Annotated in this window: 20 protein-coding genes; 17 read left to right on the forward strand and 3 right to left on the reverse strand. The window is 61.4% G+C overall.

From position 1 onward, the window contains the following. Positions 1-3,406: 3,406 nt before the first annotated feature. The 12 genes from ACNJYD_RS32530 to ACNJYD_RS32585 all read left to right on the forward strand — a co-directional run bounded on the left by ACNJYD_RS32530 (position 3,407) and on the right by ACNJYD_RS32585 (position 13,570). Positions 3,407-3,529 carry a hypothetical protein gene (locus ACNJYD_RS32530; RefSeq protein WP_257187481.1) on the forward strand — a complete coding sequence of 41 codons (123 nt, stop codon included), beginning with the start codon at positions 3,407-3,409 and terminating at the stop codon, positions 3,527-3,529. A gap of 308 nt (positions 3,530-3,837) precedes the next feature. Then, positions 3,838-4,134: a YetF domain-containing protein gene (locus ACNJYD_RS32535; protein WP_439364419.1), complete on the forward strand. Its 297-nt coding sequence runs from the start codon at positions 3,838-3,840 to the stop codon at positions 4,132-4,134. 19 nt (positions 4,135-4,153) lie between these two features. Next, positions 4,154-5,164: a cytochrome c oxidase subunit II gene (coxB, locus tag ACNJYD_RS32540; RefSeq protein WP_439364420.1), complete on the forward strand. Its 1,011-nt coding sequence runs from the start codon at positions 4,154-4,156 to the stop codon at positions 5,162-5,164. A 2-nt stretch (positions 5,165-5,166) separates the two neighbouring features. Further along, on the forward strand, positions 5,167-7,074 hold the full coding sequence (gene ctaD, locus ACNJYD_RS32545) for a cytochrome c oxidase subunit I (protein WP_439367540.1): 1,908 nt from the start codon (positions 5,167-5,169) through the stop codon (positions 7,072-7,074). Next, positions 7,071-7,670, forward strand: a complete 600-nt coding sequence (locus tag ACNJYD_RS32550; protein ID WP_439364421.1) for a cytochrome c oxidase subunit 3 — start codon at positions 7,071-7,073, stop codon at positions 7,668-7,670. The genes ctaD and ACNJYD_RS32550 overlap by 4 nt, the downstream gene beginning before the upstream one ends. Continuing rightward, positions 7,667-8,020 (forward strand): hypothetical protein, encoded by a 354-nt coding sequence (locus tag ACNJYD_RS32555; protein WP_439364422.1) that lies wholly within the window; start codon positions 7,667-7,669, stop codon positions 8,018-8,020. Before ACNJYD_RS32550 ends, ACNJYD_RS32555 begins: the two co-directional genes overlap by 4 nt. Beyond that, on the forward strand, positions 8,008-8,931 hold the full coding sequence (locus ACNJYD_RS32560) for a cytochrome c oxidase assembly protein (protein WP_439364423.1): 924 nt from the start codon (positions 8,008-8,010) through the stop codon (positions 8,929-8,931). The genes ACNJYD_RS32555 and ACNJYD_RS32560 overlap by 13 nt, the downstream gene beginning before the upstream one ends. A 70-nt stretch (positions 8,932-9,001) precedes the next feature. Next, a complete protein-coding gene (locus ACNJYD_RS32565) occupies positions 9,002-9,793 on the forward strand; it encodes a heme-binding protein (protein WP_439364424.1) in 792 nt (263 codons plus the stop codon). Between the two features lie 105 nt (positions 9,794-9,898). Continuing rightward, complete coding sequence (locus tag ACNJYD_RS32570) at positions 9,899-11,734, forward strand: methanol/ethanol family PQQ-dependent dehydrogenase (RefSeq protein ID WP_439364425.1); 1,836 nt, start codon at positions 9,899-9,901, stop codon at positions 11,732-11,734. After that, a complete protein-coding gene (locus ACNJYD_RS32575) occupies positions 11,718-12,551 on the forward strand; it encodes a substrate-binding domain-containing protein (protein ID WP_439364426.1) in 834 nt (277 codons plus the stop codon). Before ACNJYD_RS32570 ends, ACNJYD_RS32575 begins: the two co-directional genes overlap by 17 nt. Then, the gene (locus ACNJYD_RS32580) at positions 12,551-13,183 is read left to right on the forward strand and encodes a c-type cytochrome (RefSeq protein WP_439364427.1); all 633 of its coding nucleotides are present in this window, start codon (positions 12,551-12,553) and stop codon (positions 13,181-13,183) included. The genes ACNJYD_RS32575 and ACNJYD_RS32580 overlap by 1 nt, the downstream gene beginning before the upstream one ends. 12 nt (positions 13,184-13,195) lie before the next feature. After that, positions 13,196-13,570: a c-type cytochrome gene (locus tag ACNJYD_RS32585; protein ID WP_439364428.1), complete on the forward strand. Its 375-nt coding sequence runs from the start codon at positions 13,196-13,198 to the stop codon at positions 13,568-13,570. Positions 13,571-13,792: 222 nt separating this feature from the next. On the opposite strand, the gene ACNJYD_RS32590 is transcribed toward ACNJYD_RS32585, so the two are convergent. Further along, the gene (locus tag ACNJYD_RS32590) at positions 13,793-14,545 is read right to left on the reverse strand and encodes a Crp/Fnr family transcriptional regulator (protein ID WP_439364429.1); all 753 of its coding nucleotides are present in this window, start codon (positions 14,543-14,545) and stop codon (positions 13,793-13,795) included. 577 nt (positions 14,546-15,122) lie between these two features. Here ACNJYD_RS32590 and ACNJYD_RS32595 point away from each other — a divergent pair. The 4 genes from ACNJYD_RS32595 (at position 15,123) to terL (ending at position 19,176) form a co-directional block, all read left to right on the forward strand. Beyond that, on the forward strand, positions 15,123-15,770 hold the full coding sequence (locus ACNJYD_RS32595; protein ID WP_439364430.1) for a hypothetical protein: 648 nt from the start codon (positions 15,123-15,125) through the stop codon (positions 15,768-15,770). 147 nt (positions 15,771-15,917) lie between these two features. After that, on the forward strand, positions 15,918-17,354 hold the full coding sequence (locus ACNJYD_RS32600) for a site-specific DNA-methyltransferase (RefSeq protein ID WP_439364431.1): 1,437 nt from the start codon (positions 15,918-15,920) through the stop codon (positions 17,352-17,354). Then, on the forward strand, positions 17,351-17,773 hold the full coding sequence (locus ACNJYD_RS32605; RefSeq protein WP_439364432.1) for a DUF5681 domain-containing protein: 423 nt from the start codon (positions 17,351-17,353) through the stop codon (positions 17,771-17,773). The genes ACNJYD_RS32600 and ACNJYD_RS32605 overlap by 4 nt, the downstream gene beginning before the upstream one ends. Then, on the forward strand, positions 17,770-19,176 hold the full coding sequence (terL, locus tag ACNJYD_RS32610) for a phage terminase large subunit (RefSeq protein ID WP_439364433.1): 1,407 nt from the start codon (positions 17,770-17,772) through the stop codon (positions 19,174-19,176). The genes ACNJYD_RS32605 and terL overlap by 4 nt, the downstream gene beginning before the upstream one ends. Positions 19,177-19,185: 9 nt before the next feature. On the opposite strand, the gene ACNJYD_RS32615 is transcribed toward terL, so the two are convergent. Beyond that, a complete protein-coding gene (locus ACNJYD_RS32615; RefSeq protein ID WP_439364434.1) occupies positions 19,186-19,356 on the reverse strand; it encodes a hypothetical protein in 171 nt (56 codons plus the stop codon). Between the two features lie 57 nt (positions 19,357-19,413). On the opposite strand from ACNJYD_RS32615, the gene ACNJYD_RS32620 reads away from it, so the two are divergent. Continuing rightward, positions 19,414-19,578 carry a helix-turn-helix domain-containing protein gene (locus ACNJYD_RS32620; RefSeq protein ID WP_439364435.1) on the forward strand — a complete coding sequence of 55 codons (165 nt, stop codon included), beginning with the start codon at positions 19,414-19,416 and terminating at the stop codon, positions 19,576-19,578. 96 nt (positions 19,579-19,674) lie between these two features. Here the strand turns inward: ACNJYD_RS32620 and ACNJYD_RS32625 are convergent, their stop codons facing one another. Further along, positions 19,675-20,070: a hypothetical protein gene (locus tag ACNJYD_RS32625; RefSeq protein ID WP_439364436.1), complete on the reverse strand. Its 396-nt coding sequence runs from the start codon at positions 20,068-20,070 to the stop codon at positions 19,675-19,677. Positions 20,071-20,106: the final 36 nt, after the last annotated feature.

The following is a 20,106-nucleotide window of genomic DNA, read 5'->3' on the forward strand; positions in this document are numbered from 1 at the left end:
ATCACGTGCGGTACTTGCGATAGATCAATGAACAATCAGGCCGCCCGGCGATCGATCGGGAGCTTTAGCGTGCGCGTGGGTGCATTCAGGGCCGCGTGCACGAAGCCATTTGAGGCGTCCAACGAAGTGAAGTTGAAACAATGCAGTCCGATACTGTGATCGTAACGCCTGTGGAGGGAGGGTCAATGCGTAGCCTGATTTTCGGTGCGGCCCTCCTGGCACTGGCAACTATCGGGTGTTCCACGTTTATTTCGGCTGCCCTGTCCGCGGCACGGGATGCAAAAGCGGCAACGTTCTCCGAACGATTCGCGCCGGCAATGAAGGTTCCCTTAAGCAGCTAGTCCACCAGCGTGAACCGGCGAGCGGATTGCGAGCTTAATGGCGGGATTTGTCTTCTCGCCTGAGAAGCTCCAGTCGTCGCTCTAGCTCTTCCTTCTTCGCCAAAAGCCTCTTGGCCAGAATATCATTGACGACGGTGTGAAGTTGCCAGAGCTCTTCAAGAGCCATGCTCTCGAAAGGCTTCCGTTCCATGAATCCCCCGACTCACATGTCGCCAAGGCTAGCGCGAAACAAGAATTAGAGCCACTTTTCCCGGCGGGAAGTAGCGAAAGGGGTGCCGACCTGCTTTATTGCGCCAGAACTTCGTAAGCCTCAGCGAGCTTTAAGTAGCTGTCGCGGGCCACCTAGCCCTTCATGATCTCGGCGAGTACCCGGCACTCTTCGGCCGATCTCTGAGCCGTTGAGCATGCGCAGCATGATCCATTCGGCAATGCTAGCACTCAGCTCTACATCCTTGTGTCGCAAACGATACACAAGAGCACTTCCATGGGGGCCGATCTACGACCTTAATCGGTATAAGCGCGTGGTCGCTCGGTTTCTGCAGTCTCGTTTGAAGCCAAGCAACGTCGCGCCCGTTCGATCTGTGCGTCAGTAGCGCCATGATTGCGCGCGTACATTTCGGCCACTGGTGCCGAATATTTCGCAACGTAGTACCTGACCTCGCTGCACGAGATGCGCCCCGTCGGCCTGTGGTGACGCGAAGCGAAGGCTTCGGACCCCAGCGGGATCAGCAACAAAGCAACAATAGCCCCGGCCCGTACGATCATTCTCCCCGCCCCCATCTATTTGTCTGGTTGGTTAGCAGAGAGCAGGCCTGAATCGCGCACGCGACGCAAATTAACAATCGTGCACCGATCCAAAGAGCTGCGCGACTGTTGCTCCAATGCTTCGGTGCTGCGCACGTACCGGGTAGTGAGGTGGCAGTCGAGCGATCTGGCGCGAGCTCCCAGAAAGCGGAAGTGGCAAGTTCGATCATCGCACTGAACGGCTCTACGAGCTCGCAATAGCTATCTCCGCCGAAGCACTCGCCTTCTACGACGGGCTTTGGGGATACGGCTGGTGCTCGCAATCGTTCTCGCCTGAGCGGCTCGTAGGCGACGCCGGAGAGTCTGCAGTTCTAGAAACAGTGCGAGCAGTCCCTCGACCCGCTCGCCCAGAATAGTCGAACAATTGTAAACCCGACCTCGATTACTCATTACTGCCCAAACCATGATCGTTGAAAGAAATAGGCGGTCGATAACGGGAAAATATGCAATCCAGGGTAGGAACATACAACCCATAAATGACGACGGTATTAACCCTTAAATGACGACCGTATTAAAATGGGGCCATGAAAAGGTCCCTACACCGTTGTCACAGCGCATTCCTTTCGCTTGTCTTTCGGGTCGTTTTCGTTCTGCAAGTTCGGCCTGTTCGGCAAAGCTACAGGCTTGGTACCGCAGCATTCACGCGCGCCACTCTCAGGCTGGTGGTCCCATTCTGCCCTTTACTCGCGCGACGGCTGCTAGCAGGGGTGACGCTCGTATCGCTTGGGTAGCCCTTCGATCCACGGCTCTCGTACTAGTGCTGAGTGCGCCGGCTGTTAAGGGTTGGTTTAGCTGCCGGCGCGATCATGGCGACCGCAAGGGACCCGAGCATGCAATTGCACCATGCGAATACCGTGGACAGGATCGTGACCGTCGCCAATCACGGCAATGGCGCGGTCGCGGCACGGCCCGTCACTTTCGACCAATCGGATTTCTCGACCTCTACGCGAGATGAGGTCCTGGCGTTATTGGCACCAAGCGGTCCCTCAAAACCCACCATTTGGCTCGTCGTGGTCGCTTTGGCTGGGGGCTTCGGATTGGGCTGGGTTGGTGCTTGGTATGGTCCTGCAGCTCTCTCCGCTCTCAGCCCGGGAGAAACAGCTTCGCGCCGCATGCCGGACCCGAAGTCAAGCGGTAAGGCCGAAAGCGCCAGAAAGATTGCGGCAGCATCGGCCTCGCGAACAGCGCCTGCTTTAGCGCAACCCTCCACAGTCATCGCGAACGTTGCTGCGAAGCCTCTGGCCGCAACCTCGACTGGGGCGCAATCCGCGGAAACTTCGAACCCAGCTTCTTCGGCTGTCGGCGCGGACGCGTCTGTGACTGGCTCGCTCACGCCTGCGGGGCCGCTCCTGTCGGCCGCCGAGACAAGACCAACGACCATTGCAGGTTGGGCCGTGCTGGACGTTCGCGGGGGAACGGCGGTGCTCGAAGGGCCCGACGGAATTCGGATGGCCGCACGCGGTGACGTGGTCCCTGGCATAGGGCGAATTGACTCTATCGTGCGCTGGGGGAATCGCTGGATAGTTGCCACAGCCAACGGATTGATCTCGACGCCCTAATCTGGACAGGCCAGCTCGGGCGAGCTTGGCCATCACGCCCGTGCTCGCACCTCCCGTAGAATGTCCGTACTCCGAACTTTACGCCAAAGCGATTGGCAAGCAGTTAGGAGGTTGCGAGCAGCCGATGCGGTATGCAGGTTGCGTCGAGAACGCTGTCGGCAAACGTTGGCTCGGAAATGGCCGGGGCGCCGGATTTAGGCAAGTAGCGGTTGACACCCGGAAAAGCGAAAGCATAGCGGCTAGGTGGTAGTGATGCCGGGGTCCGCGCCCGAATTAGATCAGTGCTTTTTTCGTGACCCGCAAGCTACGGACGTAATACCCTTGTCGCTGAACCGTTGACCTAATCTCCTCGCTTACTTTGAGAATTCTTGTTCTGCTCTTGCGCCACCTATTTGTAGAACAAGCGCCTGGGATTGAGGAGCCTGCGCTTAGTACGAGCACGTCACGCTTGCCATTGCGATAAACATCAAACATTTTTCGTCCCCGCGATTATATCAAAGCGAAATATGTTTTCGTCATTCCGGTCGACGAGCTTACTAGCCTGCACGGCAGGGCGGGTTGCAAATATGCAACGCTTCGACGCATCTTCATAAAGCCGATTGATGTGCCCTTCCTGAAGCAGGGTTCACGCCACCAGATCCTTCTAGGAACCTCCCGCGCATCAAGATATTGCACACAGAACATCGGGATACGGAGCCGACCATGCACGAAGACCTGCGCGTGCTTGCCCAGCCCGGAGCGATCGTCGCTGTTCTGATGGTCCTGCTGCTGATGGCCGGGGGTGACGTTTTCATTCTGATTGCCATCAAGGGCTGGCCATTTTAGTTGGCCGGCCATGGTCGACGTCAGCCAAATCATTTTCTGGGCTGGGCGCCCCTTCTGCGAACCGCGATCGGCACCACGATCACCTATATCGCCGTGATTGTCCTGCTCCGCCTCGCAGGTCCGCGAACCCTTGCAAAGTGGTACGCCTTCGACCTAATCGTCACCCGTCGCACTCGGGTCGACCTTCACCAACAGCGTTCTGTCCGGCAACATCAGCGTGGCGTAGTCTTTGTTAGGCTTCGCCATCCCGATCGCGCTGCGATCCGTAATGGCGCTTTCCGGTAGCGCATTGGAGCGAACTGCGGATCGTGGCCAATCCGCAACCGGAACTGCTGCTCCATCGCGGGAAGTTTCTTCAGGATGCGATGCGCCGCCAGCGCGTCGCCGAGGCGGACGTCCGCGCGGCGATCCGGCATCAAGGTATTGGCCGCGTTGAAGATGTGGATGCTGTCGTGCCCGAGGCCGACGGCACTTTCAGCGTCACCAGGACGCTCGGGCCCAGTGCCAGCGCACTCGCCGTTTATCACGGCTGGGCGGCTCCCATTCTGCCAATCGCTCGGACGACGAATAGGAACCTTTGTAGGATCGCACGGTTCCGCCTGTGAGGCGGAGTATAGAGATTCCATGTCGGTCTGGGTACGAGGGGTCCTGGTGCTATGCACGATATGGCCGCTGGCCGCGTGCGCCGGTCAGCAGTCGGCGCTCGACCCGCAGGGCCTTCAGTCAGAGCAGATCCAGCATACGCTGTTCATTTTTCTCGTCATCGCGGCGATCGTCTGGATCGCCGTCGTCATCGTGCTCGGCGTGGGTATGTTGCGTCGAAAGCCCATGACGGATCAGCCGTTGGACCTTGATCAGGCGTTCGAAGAACGCTCCGGACGCGTGGTCCTCGCGCTTGGAATCGCGACGACGGCGATCGTGCTCGGCCTTTCCTTTGTCAGCTATGCGGGGCAGCGCACCGTCTTCGCGAAGGACGAACACGTCCTTACGATCAAGATCATTGGCCACCAATGGTGGTGGGAGGTTCGTTATGAAGCCGATCGTCCGCACCAAAGCTTCGTGACGGCCAACGAGATCCGCATTCCGACCGGGCAGCCCGTCAAAGTCGAGCTGGAGTCCGCAGATGTGATCCACAGCTTCTGGGTTCCGAGCCTGACCGGGAAGATGGACCTGATCACCGGACAGAAAAACGAGTTGCAATTCACGGCGAGGAACGCTGGTGTTTATCGCGGCCAGTGCGCCGAGTTCTGCGGACTGCAACATGCTCACATGGCGTTCGCAGTGATCGCCCTGCCGCCGGACGAGTTCGGCCGCTGGCGCGATCATGAGAACCAAAGCGCGGCGAGTCCCTCGGATCAACTCGGCATGCAGGGCGAGGCGCTGTTCCGCGGCCGCGGCTGCGCTTTGTGCCACAATATCAGCGGCACGATGGCCGGTGGGCAGCTAGGCCCGGATCTCACCCATCTCGCCAGCCGCACCACAATTGCCGCAGGAACGCTGCCGAACACTCCGGCGACGCTTGCCGGCTGGATCGCCGATCCCCAGCACATCAAGCCCGGCAATCTCATGCCGAAGATGCCGCTGCAATCGGACGAACTCATCGCGATCCTTCATTATCTGGAGCAGCTCAAGTGAGCATGGCCGCTGAACCGAAGGACTTGCGGGACGACGCCCTGAACGGCCTTCGGCTCTCCACACAGCTAGAGCGGGTCTGGCGCACGCCCCCGGGGCTTCTCGGTGCGCTCATGTCGGTGGACCACAAGGTCGTGGGTCGCCGCTACATCGTGACCGCATTTGCGTTTCTGGGTCTCGGCGGGCTCCTTGCGGTTCTGATGCGCATTCAACTGGCCGGGCCAGAGAAAACCTTCCTCTCGGCGGACAAATACAACCAGATCTTCACGATGCACGGCTCGACCATGATGTTCCTGTTCGCCGTGCCGGTCATGGAGGCGTTCGCCGTCTATCTTGTGCCGCTGATGGTCGGCACGCGAAACATCGCATTTCCACGTCTGAATGCCTTCAGCTACTGGATGTTCTTGTTCGGCGGTGGTTTTCTCTGGATCTCGTTCCTGTTCAATGTCGGCCCCGACGTCGGCTGGTTTTCCTACGTTCCGCTCTCCAATCTGCAATTCACGCCGAGCAAGCGCGCCGACGTCTGGGCGCAGATGATCACCTTCACCGAAGTCGCAGCTCTCGCAGTAGCCGTCGAGATCATTGTCACGGTGTTCAAGCTGCGCGCGCCAGGCATGACGCTCGACCGCATTCCGCTGTTTGTGTGGGCGATGCTGGTCACTGCATTCCTCGTAATGTTCGCGATGCCGTCGGTCATGGTCGCATCGACGTCGCTGATCTTGGATCGGCTGGTCAACACCCGATTCTATGATTCTTCGTCCGGCGGACACCCCCTGCTCTGGCAGCATCTGTTCTGGTTCTTCGGACATCCCGAGGTCTACATCATCTTCATCCCCGGGACCGGCATGGTCTCGGCGATCCTCGCGACCTTCGCGCGACGCCCAGTGATCGGCTATCCGATCGTCATCCTGTCGCTGATCGCCACCGGATTGCTGTCGTTCGGTCTCTGGGTCCACCACATGTTCGTCACCGGCCTGCCGCAGCTGGGTGCCGGACTGTTCACGGCTTCCAGCATGCTGATCGCGGTGCCCAGCGGGCTTCAGATCTTCTGCTGGCTGGCGACGCTGTGGGACGGGCGGCTGGTCTACCGGACCCCGCTGCTGTTCGTGATCGGCTTCATCCTGATCTTCGTGCTCGGCGGACTCTCGGGCGTCATGGTCGCCTCGGTACCGATCGACACCCAGGTGCATGACACCTACTTTGTCGTCGCCCACTTCCATTACGTGCTGATCGGTGGCGCCGTTTTCCCATTGATCGGTGCCGTCTATTATTGGTTTCCCAAGATCGCGGGCCGCGTGCTTAGCGAGCGGCTGGGACGCTGGAACTTCTGGCTCGCCTTCATCGGCTTCAATATCGCGTTCTTCCCGATGCACATTCTCGGCCTGATCGGCATGCCGCGGCGGGTCTACACCTACACCGCCGACATGGATTGGGCTCACCTGAACTTGGTGTCCAGTGCCGGCGCGCTTGTGTTTGCGGTCAGCTTCGCTCTGCTTCTCGTCAACGTGATCTACAGCCTGCGCAAGGGCGAGCTCGCGGGCGACAATCCGTGGGGTGCCTCGACGCTGGAATGGGCGACGTCCTCGCCGCCGCCGCCGCAGAATTTCGATCGCATTCCCGTCGTCAAGCACCGCGACCCCCTGTGGGCCGACGGCGAAAGCCTGCCCGTGGTCGCTGGCCTCAGCACGGACAGGCGTGAAGTTCTGCTGACGTCACTCGCGGAAGCGGAGCCGCAAGTCCGGGAGGCCTCGCCCGAGCCCAGCATCTGGCCGTTGCTCACGGCGATCGGGACGACGATCTTCTTCATCGGCTCGATCTTCACGCCCTGGGCGGTGCTCTGGGGCACGCCGCCAATGGCCATTGCTCTGATCGGCTGGTTCTGGCCCAAAGGCAGCAAGGAGGACGAGGCGTGAGACAGACAATCGTGCGCAACGTCTCGGAGCTGCCGACCTACGGCTTCGGTCCGCGCAGCGGCCCCTGGTGGGGCGCCATGGGCTTTATGGCGCTCGAAGGCATGGGCTTCGCCGTCGCCATCGGCGCCTATCTCTACCTCTACGCAGTCAACTCGAGCTGGCCGATCGGCGCTCCGCCGCCGGATCTCTGGCCCGGTACGACCGCGACCGTGCTCTATCTGCTCAGCATTATCCCGAATGAATACACCAATCGCGTCGCGCACCGGCAGGATCTCGCAAAGACCCGCATCTGCCTGATCGGGATGGCTTTGATCGGTATCGCGCTTCTGGTGCTGCGCGGCTTCGAGTTCGCGCATCTCGACACCCGTTGGGACAATTCCGCCTATGGCTCCATCGTCTGGCTAGTTCTCGGATTGCATACGGTTCATCTCGCCACCGACGTCGGCGACACCGTCGTCTTGGCCGTGCTGATGTTCACCCGCCACGCCAAGCCGCGCCGATTCAGCGACGTGACCGACAACGTGTTCTACTGGAACTTCGTCGTGCTCGCCTGGCTGCCGCTCTATGTCCTGCTCGATTGGATGCCGCGCCTATGACCGAAACCGAGGCAAATGCAAAGCTGCTCTACTGGGCCGGTGTGGCGCTCGGACCCATCGCATGGGGACTGAACCTGCAAGGCATCTACGTGCTCGCACATTTCTCGTGCGCGACGACGCGCGTGAGCGGCACGATCGTCAGCGTGGTGCTGGCCATCGTCGCACTGGCTGGAACTGCGATATCGGCCCGTGCGGTTCGCCGCAGCGCTGGCGCAGAATGGGTCGATGCACAAGGCGGCGGCCCGAAATCATTCATGGCCTGGCTTGGCGTCGGCATGGGCGCGCTGTTTGCGCTCGTGATTGCGAACCAATTGGCCGCCTCGCTCCTGATCAGCCCATGCCTGCGCTGAGACTTGCAGCACTGCTGCTAGTGCTGCTCGCGCAGCCGGCAGCCGCGCACGGGCTCTCAGACGTCGATGCGGGATCGCTCTGGAGCTACGATCCCTGGCTCATGGCCCCGCTCTATGCGGTCGGCATCGGCTTTTATGTCGGGACGCAGCGGCTGTGGGCACATGCGGGAGGCGGCCGCGGCGTCAGTTTCCGCCAGGTCGGCGGTTTCTGGATCGGCTGGATGATCGCAGCGCTCGCCGTGACATCGCCCCTACACTGGCTCGGCGAACGCCTGTTCACTGCGCATATGGCCGAGCACGAACTCCTCATGGTGATTGCCGCGCCGCTGATGGCCTACGCGCGCCTCAACGGTCCCTTGCTGTGGAGCCTGCCGGCATCGTTCCGCCCCGCAGCCGGGCGCATGCTGAATGCCCTGCCCGTGGCGCGCGCGTGGGGTTTTGTTGGTCATCCCGTGAGCGCAACGGCGCTGCATGGCCTGGCGCTCTGGGCCTGGCACGCCCCGCCGCTCTATACATGGGCGCTCACGAACCCTGCGGCCCATCGCTTTCAGCACATCAGTTTCTTCGCAACTTCCCTGTTGTTCTGGTGGGTCCTGCTGCACGGCCGCGGCGCGGGACGCAGCACCCGCATGCGCGACGGCATCGCCGTCGGCTGCCTGTTCATCACGATCGTGCACTCAGGCGTGCTCGGCGCTCTGCTCACCATCTCGCCGCGAGTCTGGATCCCCGGCCAAGGCGCCCTCGCCGGCGAATTCGGCCTTTCGCCGCTCGAAGACCAGCAGCTCGCCGGCATCTTGATGTGGGTGCCCACGAGCATCCTCTATACCGGCGCGGCGCTGTTCTTTGCGCATCGGTGGCTGACCGTCAATGACAACGACGCGCCGCTCGCTTCCATTCAAAGTCCGGGGTGAGCCCCCTGCATAGGAACTGCAACTTCCGTTCGAACGTTCGCCTGCTGATACGATGCCGAACGGAGATCACATGGGCCCACGATGCGTCACGGCGACAGCTGCCATCCTGGTGGCGGTATTCTCGCTGCCCGTAAGTATGAAAGCGCAGGACCAGCCCAGGCCTGCAATGTCGTGTCCGGTCGACCATGATCAGCTCGCGGATATCCTCAAGAAGAGCGTCAAGCCGGGCGGCGGCCCGAGCAATGGTGGTCTGGACAACAACGAGTGGGCTGCGGTCGTCAATCGGCAGGGCATTGTCTGCGCCGTCACCTACAGCGGCAGCAAGGTTGATGATCAATGGCCGGGCAGCCGGGCGATCGCAGCGGAGAAGGCCAACACGGCGAATGCGTTCAGCCTCAAGGACAAGGCGATGGCGACAGCCAATCTGTACGCTGGGGCGCAGCCGGGCGGATTCCTGTTCGGTGCTGTTCTGAGCAACCCGCCGTCTCCGGAGGTCCTGTACGCCGGCAACCCGGACGAGTTTGGGACGACGCATGATCCGATGGTGGGCAAGCCCGTTGGGGGCGTCATCGTCTTCGGCGGCGGCTTGGCGCTCTATGACGGCAACGGCATCGCCGGTGCGCTCGGCGTCAGCGGAGACAGCTCTTGCGCCGATCACAACGTCGCCTGGCGCGTGCGCCACCTGCTCGGGCTCGACCACGTGCCCGCCGGCGTCAGTCCGAACATGAGGGACGCAATCATCTACGACATTGGGCCGGATGGCAAAAGCGCCTCAGGCTTCGGTCACCCCAAGTGCAATGGCAAGGAGGACCAGATCGCGGTCGATCTCGGCGCAGGCGTCTCCGGAAACGTGGTGAGATAGCCCGGCAATCACACTTTGGAACCAAGCAGAAGCGCAAGGTTTGTACCTTCGCAAACCGGCCTGCAAAGCCGCACGGCCTCGTCGTCGCCGTGGAGATCTTAACATATGTTGGTGTGTGTTTCCGCGCGGTTGTTGAGCGCGCTTTGCGCGGCCGTCGCGTTGCTGTCGTCTGCTGCGGCTCAGAGTGATCTGGCGAGCCGCATGAAGGACCCCGGTCAATGGCCGATGGCGGCCCGCGACTATGCCAACACCCGATACAGCGAGCTCGACCAGATCAACACGACCAATGCGTCGCGTCTGCAGCTGGCATGGACCTTTTCGCTTGGCGCCGACCGCGGCCAGGAGGCGGCGCCGCTCGTGGTCGACGGCACGATGTATGTGGTCGGTCCGTATGCGGGCCCCTATCCCAACCGCGTTTTTGCGCTGGATGCGACGACGGGCGAGCTGAAATGGTCCTACGCACCGAAGCCGGAGCCCGCGGCGGCAGGCGTCGCCTGCTGCGATGTCGTCAATCGAGGGCTCGCCTTCGACGACGGAAAGGTCTTCCTCAATACGCTCGATAACCACACCGTCGCGATCGACGCCAAGACTGGTAAGGAGCTTTGGCACACCAAGCTCGGCGAGATCAACAAGGGCGAGACGATCACGATGGCGCCCCTCGTGGTGAAGAGCAAGATCCTCGTCGGCAACAGCGGCGGCGAACTGGGCGTGCGCGGCTGGATCACGGCCCTCGATGAGAACACCGGCGCCATCGCCTGGCGCGCCTATTCGACCGGTCCCGACAAGGATGTGCTGATCGGGGACGACTTCAAGCCATTCTATGACAATCTGAGGGGTGCCGATCTCGGCGTGAAGAGCTGGCCTGCGGATCGCTGGCAGGTTGGTGGCGGCACGGTCTGGGGATGGATTTCCTACGACCCCGATCTGAACCTGATCTATTACGGCACCGCCAATCCGAGTCCCTGGAATGCCAACCAACGCAGCGGCGACAATCTCTGGAGCGCGTCGATTTTCGCCCGCGACCCCGACACAGGTCGTGCGAAATGGGCCTATCAATTCAGTCCGCACGATCTGTTCGACCATGACGAGATCAACGAGAACGTGCTGGTCGATCTCGAGCTCAACGGCCAGCTACGCAAGGTGCTGATCCATCCCGGACGCAACGGCTATATGTACGTCATGGATCGCGCCACCGGCGAAGTCATCTCGGCTGACGCTTATGAGTTCGTCAACGCCTATAACGGAGTCGATCTCAAGACCGGCAAGATCGTCCCAAATGAGGAGAAGACGCCGCTCGTCGGCAAGACCGTCGAGAACATCTGCCCTGCAGCGCCCGGTGCGAAAGATTGGCAGCCAAGCGCGTGGTCGCCGCGCACGAAATTGCTCTATGTGCCGCATCAGCATCTCTGCATGAACTTCAAGGCCTCGCAGGTCGGCTACATCGCAGGCACGCCCTATGTCGGCGCAGATGTCGACATGTATGCCGGGCCCGGTGGCCACCGTGGCGAGTTCATGGCGTGGGACCCGATCGCGCGCAAGAAGGTCTGGGAGATCAAGGAAAACCTGCCGGTCTGGAGCGGCGCGCTGGTGACCGCCGGCGACGTCGCGTTCTATGGCACCATGGACCGCCTGTTCAAGGCGGTGGATGCCAAGGACGGACGCGTGCTCTGGCAATTCCGCGCCGGCTCCGGCTTCATCGGCCAGCCTGTTTCCTATCGCGGCTCCGATGGACAGCAATATATCGCGATCCTGTCGGGCGTCGGTGGCTGGCCCGGCGTGGTGGCCAATGCCGAGGTCGATCAGCGTGTGCGCAACGCCGCACTCGGCTTCACCGGCGCGACGCAGGATCTGCCCTTCTATACTGCCGGCGGAAGCGAGTTGCTGGTGTTCAAGCTCGGCGGCGCAAGCGGCGAGGATCCAAGCCATGCGCCTGCGAAATAGCGCGATCACCCTCGCCGTCCTGGTTGCTCTCACGCCCGCGCCGGGGGCCGCATCGGACGGCGAGCTTCGGGTCTGTGCCGATCCGAACAATCTGCCGTTCTCGAACAGTGCCGGGGCGGGATTCGAGAACAGGCTCGCCGTCATGGTCGCCCAGCATCTCGGCCGGAACGTCGCCTACACCTGGTGGGCGCAGCGTCGCGGATTCATCCGCAACACGCTGAAAGCGGGCCAATGCGACGTGGTGATGGGCGTGCCTGAAGGGTATGGCATGGCGGAGACCACGAAGCCCTATTACCGCTCGACCTACGTCTTCGTCACCCGGCAAGACCGGCAGCTCGACCTCTCCTCGCTGCTCGACCCGCGGTTGCATGACCTGGCAATCGGCGTGAACTTGATCGGCGACGACGGCAACAATCCGCCGCCGGCACAGGCGCTCGGCCAACAGGGTATCGTCGACAACGTCCGGGGCTATTCGATTTACGGTGATTACCGGGAGGCCAATCCGCCGGCGCGCCTGATCGAGGCGGTCGAGAACGGCGAGATCGACGTTGCCGCCGTTTGGGGTCCACTGGGCGGCTATTTCGCGCAAGGCTCGCCCGTGCCGCTCACAGTGACGCCGATCCAGGACTACGAGGGCTTCGCCCCCCAGCAATTTCAGTTCGCCATCGCAATAGGCGTGCGCAAGGGCGATCACGCTTTGCGCGACCGGCTGAACGCGTTCATCGACGCGCACCGATCCGAGATTGCCGCGCTGCTGCGGAGCTACAGCGTGCCTCTGGTCGAACAGCCGCTCACTGCATCCGGAGGACACGAGTGATGTCAGCTCAAGCGATGCGCGCAAGCGCCATATCACTGCTGCTGGCGGCACCGCATAGCTCTGTACTGGCCCAGCAGACTCTGCCGCAATCGCAGGAGGCACAAATGCCCACGCTGGCGCCCCGGCCGAACTTCGGCGGCAGCGTCGGCAACGGCCGGCCCGGTGTATTCATGCAGGTTCCGGTCAGTCATCTCCACCCCGGCGCGCAGCCTGATCCGCCCCAGATCAAGAACCCCATGCAGGGCGATCCCAATGCGGAGCAACGCGGGATGACCTACTATGTCAACTTCAACTGCGTCGGTTGCCACGCGCCTAACGGGGGCGGCGGCATGGGGCCGGCGCTGAGCAACAACACCTTTACCTACGGATCGCAGCCCGAAAACATCTTTCTCTCGATCTACCAGGGACGGCCGAACGGAATGCCGGCCTGGGGCGCGCTGCTGCCTGACAATGTGATTTGGGATCTGGTCACCTATATCGGCAGGATCAGCAACGAGCCGAACCGCCAATGGGGCCGCACCTTCGCTGCCAATCCGCTTTCGCCCGAAGTCGAACAGGTGCCGACCGAGCAAGTCTCGACATCCGATCCCTGGTCGGCGACTAAGAAATTCAATTTCGGCCAGAAGCCGTGATCGGAATGGCCAATGGGCGACAATCCTGCCTCACGATTGATCATGGCGTCACTGCTGGGGCTGGCAATGATTGCCAACGCGGGGGCTGCAGGCCCAGACAATTTCAACGGCGACGCACGTCGCGGCGCCGATCTCGTCAAGAACTACCGTTGCGGCACCTGCCACGACATTCCCGGCGTTGCGGGCGCTAATGGTAATGTCGGCCCACCGCTGCATCGGATCGGCACACGCACCTACATCGCCGGCTACATCCAGAACTCGCCGGACAACATGGCCGCCTGGATCGAAGATCCGCAGAAGGCGCTGCCGGGGAACGCCATGCCCCGAATGGGAATCCCGCAGAAGGACGCGCGCGACATCGCGGCTTTTCTGTTTACGCTGAAATAATTGCGCTGCACCGCCGTTTGGTGGCGACGGCGAGCCGCCAATCCACTCAGGTCAGGAGCAGGCAGTAATAGGGGGTGAGGGTAAGTCCTCTGCGGCTGAGTGACCCTAAGCTGACCGTCGCAACATCGCGAAGCGGGACATGAAAAGCCAATGGATGACTTCCGCAACAGTCCCCCGCTCGACGAGCCGCCAAACGCTGCTGTTCTGTGCCAAACATTCGATTCATCGGAACGGGGAATAGTGGAGATGCGAAGCATTCGGCGAGCCCAGCTCCTCCTCGTCCATTCGTTTGATCCGCTGGCGCATCACGTCATAACACTCGCAAGCGACGCTTTCGAGTTGCGCTCGGTGGACCTCCAACGCGCCTCGCCGCTCCGAGATGATGCATCCGATTGCCCGAAGTTTGCGCATCGTTAGAGACACGGTCGTTCGCCGCACCCCAAGAAGTTGTGCGAGCGCCTCTTGGGTCAATCTGATCTCGCCGTTGGCAACACGGTCGTGAATCTCAAGCAACCATCGGGCCATGCGACATTCCACCGGGTGCACCGCGTTGCAGGCAGCCACGTTCTGAAGCTGCAGCAATTGGGTGCGGAGATGGAGGCGCAGAACACGCTTGATGGCACCGCTCTGCTCATAGGCTTGTTGCAATCGTGGAACAGGAATCTGGAGCGCAGCTCCCGCCACATAGGCCGTTGCTGTGACTGGCGAGTGGGAAGGACTTAGAATGGAGAGAGCCCCGACCGCTCCTTCCGAGCCCATGAGAGTGGAAGCGACAATGTGTCCGTCCGACATCTCGACCAGGAACGCCAAGACCCCGCTGAGGGGAAAATAGACTTGTTTGAGCTCATCTCCGGTTCGCACCAGTACAGCGTCAGACTCGAACGCTATCTTCTGAACGTGAGGCTCAAGCAGGTTGAGATCCGCTGGCGGCAATGCCGCCAAAAGCCGATTCTCGGGCTCGGTCTGGAGCGCCATTTGCGGATGTCCCTTCGAGCACGCCGAAGCACCCGAAGCTTCAAACCAGCGTTCGGGGGTCCTGTTCCAAATTTTCCCGATAGACCCACGCACGATATAGTCCGGTCACGGCTTCACGCCCCATTGCGCCCCGGGGCCGCCGCCTTTTTGATTTCGTAATCTCCGAACGCGCCAAAGCAGAGGCTTGGCGGCATGAGGATTTGAGCGTGCGTTTACGGGACTTAAGCTTCGCTTCCTCGCACTGCTCTCACGGTTCGTGCCACGATCTGTTCCTGCTCTCGATGGGAAGTTGAGAGGATCGACTTCGCCACTTCCGCCAAAGTCGGCACCCGAAATTGCCCGGACTGCCGCACAAGAACTCCACACCCTCTGCCGCCCCGGCCTAACCGGGTAGTCCTAGAGAATCTACGGTGACCCGGCGCGCACGGTATTAACAGGCGGTGATTGAATGTCGCGTCCTTCCTGTTGGCTCAGCACCGGCGCGAGTGATTGTAACGAGCACCGTAGCGCTACGGATTGAACGTTCAGCGCTGAGCCCCACGTTGATCTGGGGGCCGATTAGCATCCAGAGGACAACATGCCCCATCTCGAACTAGAACCGGAGAAGCGACGCTCGATTGCTGATGCCCTGGACGTTCTGCACCGGTCCGCCACTTTCGACGGAGGACACACCGTAAAACTCCGGATCGGTAGCTTGCGACTTCCCTCACAAGATATCGTTGGCTTGCCAGCCGTCGTTGCCGAGAGCGCGGTGGGGGAGACAACTTTCATTGTCAGCCTGCCGGCCTGCAAGAAAGTTCGGGCCCGACGTCACGGCCGCGATGACCTCGAAGAGTTCGACATCTTTCAACTCGACGGGGCGACCGTCTGTGGCAGCGGCATCGTCGAGCTTGTCGATGGCAGGCGGCTTCGCGCCGTCGAGGTCGTCCCCGTGTTGCTGCCCTATAACGTGACGGATCTCGACTGGCGTATTCTGCATCATACCATTGCGATGATGAAGGCTGAGCAGGAGTGCTACACGTACCCGATGCAGGAGGGCTGCACGTACTCGATCCACTTTGCCCAGCCGAGCGATGCGCTCGATTGCAGCAAACTGCCGGCCCTCAGAGGGAAGGTCCCGCCGCGGAAGGAGATACTGCGGTACATTGCCAAGCAAGACCCAGCGCTTAAACCCCCGTCCAGGCAAAAGATCGACGACACATTGCACAAGTTCGGTATCTTGTAGCCAGACATCGCGTCAAGCGCTGCGCCTCGGATCAGCTGCGGCAGTTTGAGGCGCTTTGTTGCCACAATTCGATTGGCGTCGTGGTTGATGCGCGCGTTATGTAAATGCTGAATATACGGGCTTCATTCAACAAAGATGGAGCTCCCGATGACCCTGGACCGCGCCACGATGGAGGCCGTCCACAAACTCCGCCGGGGCAAGCGCACATCTCGCCCCTCCAATCAAGCGTTACCATCCGACACTCGCCACCTTCCCAATCAGCTCGATTGGGGCGAAACACGGCTACTGCCGATCTTATCGCTGAAGCCCGCGAAAAGGAATGCGCGTACTCACTCCAAGAAGCAAATCAGTCAAGTCGCCAACTCCATCCTGCAGTTCAGCTGGACCTATCCGATTTTGGCGGACGCAGATCGGCGGATCATCTGCGGCCATGCCCGCTGGGCGGCGGCCAAGCAGCTTGGCCTGAAGGAGGTCCCGGTCTTGGTGATGCACGGCCTCAGCGACGTAGAAAAACGCGCACTGGCTCTCGCCGACAACAAGATTCCAGCGAATGCGGGCTGGGATCGCAAAGTGCTCGCCGAAGAACTTGGTGAGCTCGCGTCCTTGCTGCCGGAATGCAATCTCAGCCTCGACATCACCGGGTTTGCGCCGGCCGAAATCGACGGCTTGATGCTCGATTTCGGCAATTTGGACCAGGATTCGGCCGACGCCCCGTGCGTCATCGCCGAGCGGCCCATCACTCGGCGGGGCGAGCTGTGGCAGCTCGGCCACCATCGCGCGCTGTGTGGCGATGCCTGCGATCACAACGACTGGGCGAAGTTGATGGGATCCGATCGGGGTAGCATGCTGATCGCCGATTGTCCTTATAACGTACAAATTTCCAAGACGCTCGGCCGCGGCAAGATCAAGCACCGCGAATTTGCGGTGGGGTCCGGGGAAATGTCGTCGCCCGAGTTTACCGATTTTCTCACCAGCTGGACACGATTGGCCGTCAAATTCTCGCACGACGGGTCACTGCACTACATCTTCATCGACTGGCGTCACCTTGGCGAAATGCATGCCGCGGGCTGCGCCGTCTACGGTCCGCTGCAGAACCTGGTGGTCTGGAACAAAACCAATGCCGGCCAAGGCAGCTTCTACCGCTCTCAGCACGAGCTGATCTTCCTCTACAAGAACGGCGATGCGCCGCACCTCAACAACATCGAGCTGGGCCGCCACGGCCGCAACCGATCCAACGTCTGGACCTATGCCGGCGTCAACACCTTCCGCAAAGATCGCCTCGATGATCTCACGGTGCATCCCACAGTGAAGCCGGTCGCCCTGATCGCGGATGCGATCAAGGACTGCACCCGGCGCGGCGATCTCGTGCTTGATCCCTTCCTGGGCTCTGGCACCACCCTGCTGGCGGCCGACCGCGTCGGCCGCAGGGCTTACGGGTTGGAGATCGACCCATTGTATGTCGATGCCGCCATCCGCCGCTGGCAGGACATCACCAAGCGCGATGCCATCCTGGTCGAGACCGGCCAGACCTTCGATGAGGTGGCGGCCGAGCGAGCGACCGCGTCAGCGGAGCGCTGCACATGAGTCGCCGCAAGCAAACCGGACCGGGCGGGGGGCGCGGAAAACGAACCGACGTCGGTTACGGCCGCCCGCCGCCCGAGCACCAATTCAAGCCGGGTCAATCCGGCAACAAGCACGGCCGGCCGAAAGGCTCGAAGAACGAGGCGACCATCATCAACGAGATCCTCAACCGAAAAATCCCCATCCGTGACAACGGCAAGGCGCGGAAGATCACCGTGCTCGAAGGCATCCTGACCAAAGCCGCCGAAGATGCGCTGAAGGGCAAGGACAAAGCGGCCGCCTTCCTTCTCAACCGCAAGCAGCATGTCGAGTCAAGCGAACAGCCGGCAGCGCCGCAGCTCGACATCGACGATCGCAAGGTCTTGGATTTTTATAACGCACAGCTCTACGAGAAATTCAAAAAGCAAGGAGATCCCAAATGACTGCCCACGACTTCGCATTGTTAAACGCCATCTTGCGCGCTGACCTCGTCGGCTTTGTCTATCGCTGCTTTCTTCACCTCAACCCCGGCGCTAAATTCCTGCCCAACTGGCACATCCAGGCGATTGCTTTTCAGCTCGAGCGCGTACGTCGCGGCGAGCTGACGCGTCTGATTATCAACATGCCACCGCGCTACCTCAAATCGATCACGGTATCGGTGGCATTTTCGGCGTTCTTGCTCGGGCACGCGCCAGGCCGCCGCATCATTTCCCTCAGCTATGGCGATGACCTCTCGGCCAAACATGGCAGCGACTTCCGGTCCATCGTGCATGCCGACTGGTACCGGCGCGCGTTTCCCGAGATGCGCATCGCGCGCAGCACCGAGTCCGAGCTGGTCACGACCCGGCGCGGTTCACGCCGGACGACATCGGTTTCGGGAACGCTGACGGGACTGGGTGGTGACCTGATCCTGATTGATGATCCGCAAAAGCCGGCCGATGCGCAATCGGAGTCGCGCCGAATTGCCGTAAACCAGTGGGTGACCAATACGATGATGTCGCGACTCGACAACAAGCGGACTAGCGCGGTGGTCCTGGTGATGCAGCGCGTTCATCTCGACGATCTGTCCGGGTTTCTGGCCAGTTCATCCGATGAGTGGGAGGTGCTGAGTCTGCCCGCGATCGCCGAGACCGACGCCGTGATCCCGATCGGGCCCAACCAATTCCATCACAGGAAGGCCGGTGAGGCGCTGCATCCGGCTCATGAATCGATTGAGATGTTGCGTAAGCTGCAGCAGACGCTCGGGCCCGATGTGTTCGCTGCGCAATACCAGCAAGCGCCGGTGCCGGCCGGTGGCGCCCTGATCAAGCGCAATTGGCTGCGATATTACGACGAGCCCCCATCACAGGATGGGCTGGGCTGCTGCATCATCCAGAGCTGGGATACGGCTGCGAAAAACGGCGCCCAAAATGACTGGTCGGTGTGTACGACCTGGCTGGTCGTAGATGGGACCTATTACCTGCTGGACCTTGTGCGCGGCCGGTTCGAGTATCCGGCGCTGCGCGACACCGCGATCGAGCTCGCCAGGCGCTTCAAGCCGCACGAAATCCTGATCGAGGAGGCCTCCACTGGAATTGCCTTGGCCCAGGAGCTCGGCGAGCGAACGGATTGCTTCGTCAACCCGATCAAGGTCGAGCACGACAAGATCGGTCGCCTTTATGTGCAGCAGGCCAAGTTTGCCGCCGGACGGGTGCGGTTTCCCAGGAATGCGTCGTTCCTGCCCGATCTCGAGATGGAGCTATTGACCTTCCCGCAAGGCCGTCACGACGATCAGGTCGACAGCATCAGCCAGGCGCTTGCTTACGATAACACCAATGGCTACGACCACACATTCAGTTGGCTCTGATGGTTGCCGCTAAGTGAGCCTCTCCATCACCCAATCGTGCAGCCCGAGCCGCGTGATAGTCGAACCGAGCTCGCGGCCGGTTCCGACGTGAAGGTCGCAGAGATCGTCGGGGGCGCTCAGCGCCCCCTTCGGCGAATGACAAATGAAGAAGAACCGGTCGAACTGCTCGGTGGCATCCATCCGCCTGATCGACCTTCTTGTCGCAGCGCGACGGAAAGCCGGCATTCGCAGCATGCTTTGGCCAAGAAGCTCGGCCGGCCGCAATCCTTCATCGCGAAATACGAGGGCGGTGAACGGCGGATCGACGTCGTGGAATTTGTCGCCATCGCCCGTGCACTGGGCGTTGATCCCGTAAAGCTGTTTCGGGACTTTCTGTCGACCCGGGGCTCGGCACCGAAGTAGCCCAGGCGCTGAGCCCATCACCTTCGGTGCACGGTCGAGGAGCCGCAGCCATCGGGCGGTGCGGCCAATTTCCAGAACGAAGCCACTGACCTTGCCTTACTCGCGTGCCGAACCCAGCACGCGAAGCGTCCGCTTCTGCTGCACCAAAGCAGCCCGATCGTAGCGCTCCAGCCCTTGAAGCCCTTTCAGATCTGCCGGCAGTGGGCCGGTCAGAAGCGCGGCCAACATCGCCTGCCGCAAGCTGCGGATTTGCAGCCGCGCGAGCTTGGACCGCGCCAGCGCCATCACCGCGTCGGGCGCGGCCTGATGCCCGAACCCCACAGCAATCGCGACGGCAAGATTCGCCGCCTCGGCAGGATCGCTGATGGCGCTGCGCGCCAGCCCATGACGCAGCGCATTGCGGCTGGACCTCGTCTTGCCACCCGCCGTTTTTGGCCCCGTGCTGCGCTTGGCGTTGCTGCGATTGGCTTCGATTTGTCGAACTGACGTCATCTCCGAGCGCCTTGGTCGGGGCGGTTTACGGCCCTC

This window comes from Bradyrhizobium sp. SPXBL-02 (assembly GCF_051853065.1).
Classification (GTDB): Bacteria; Pseudomonadota; Alphaproteobacteria; order Rhizobiales; family Xanthobacteraceae; genus Bradyrhizobium.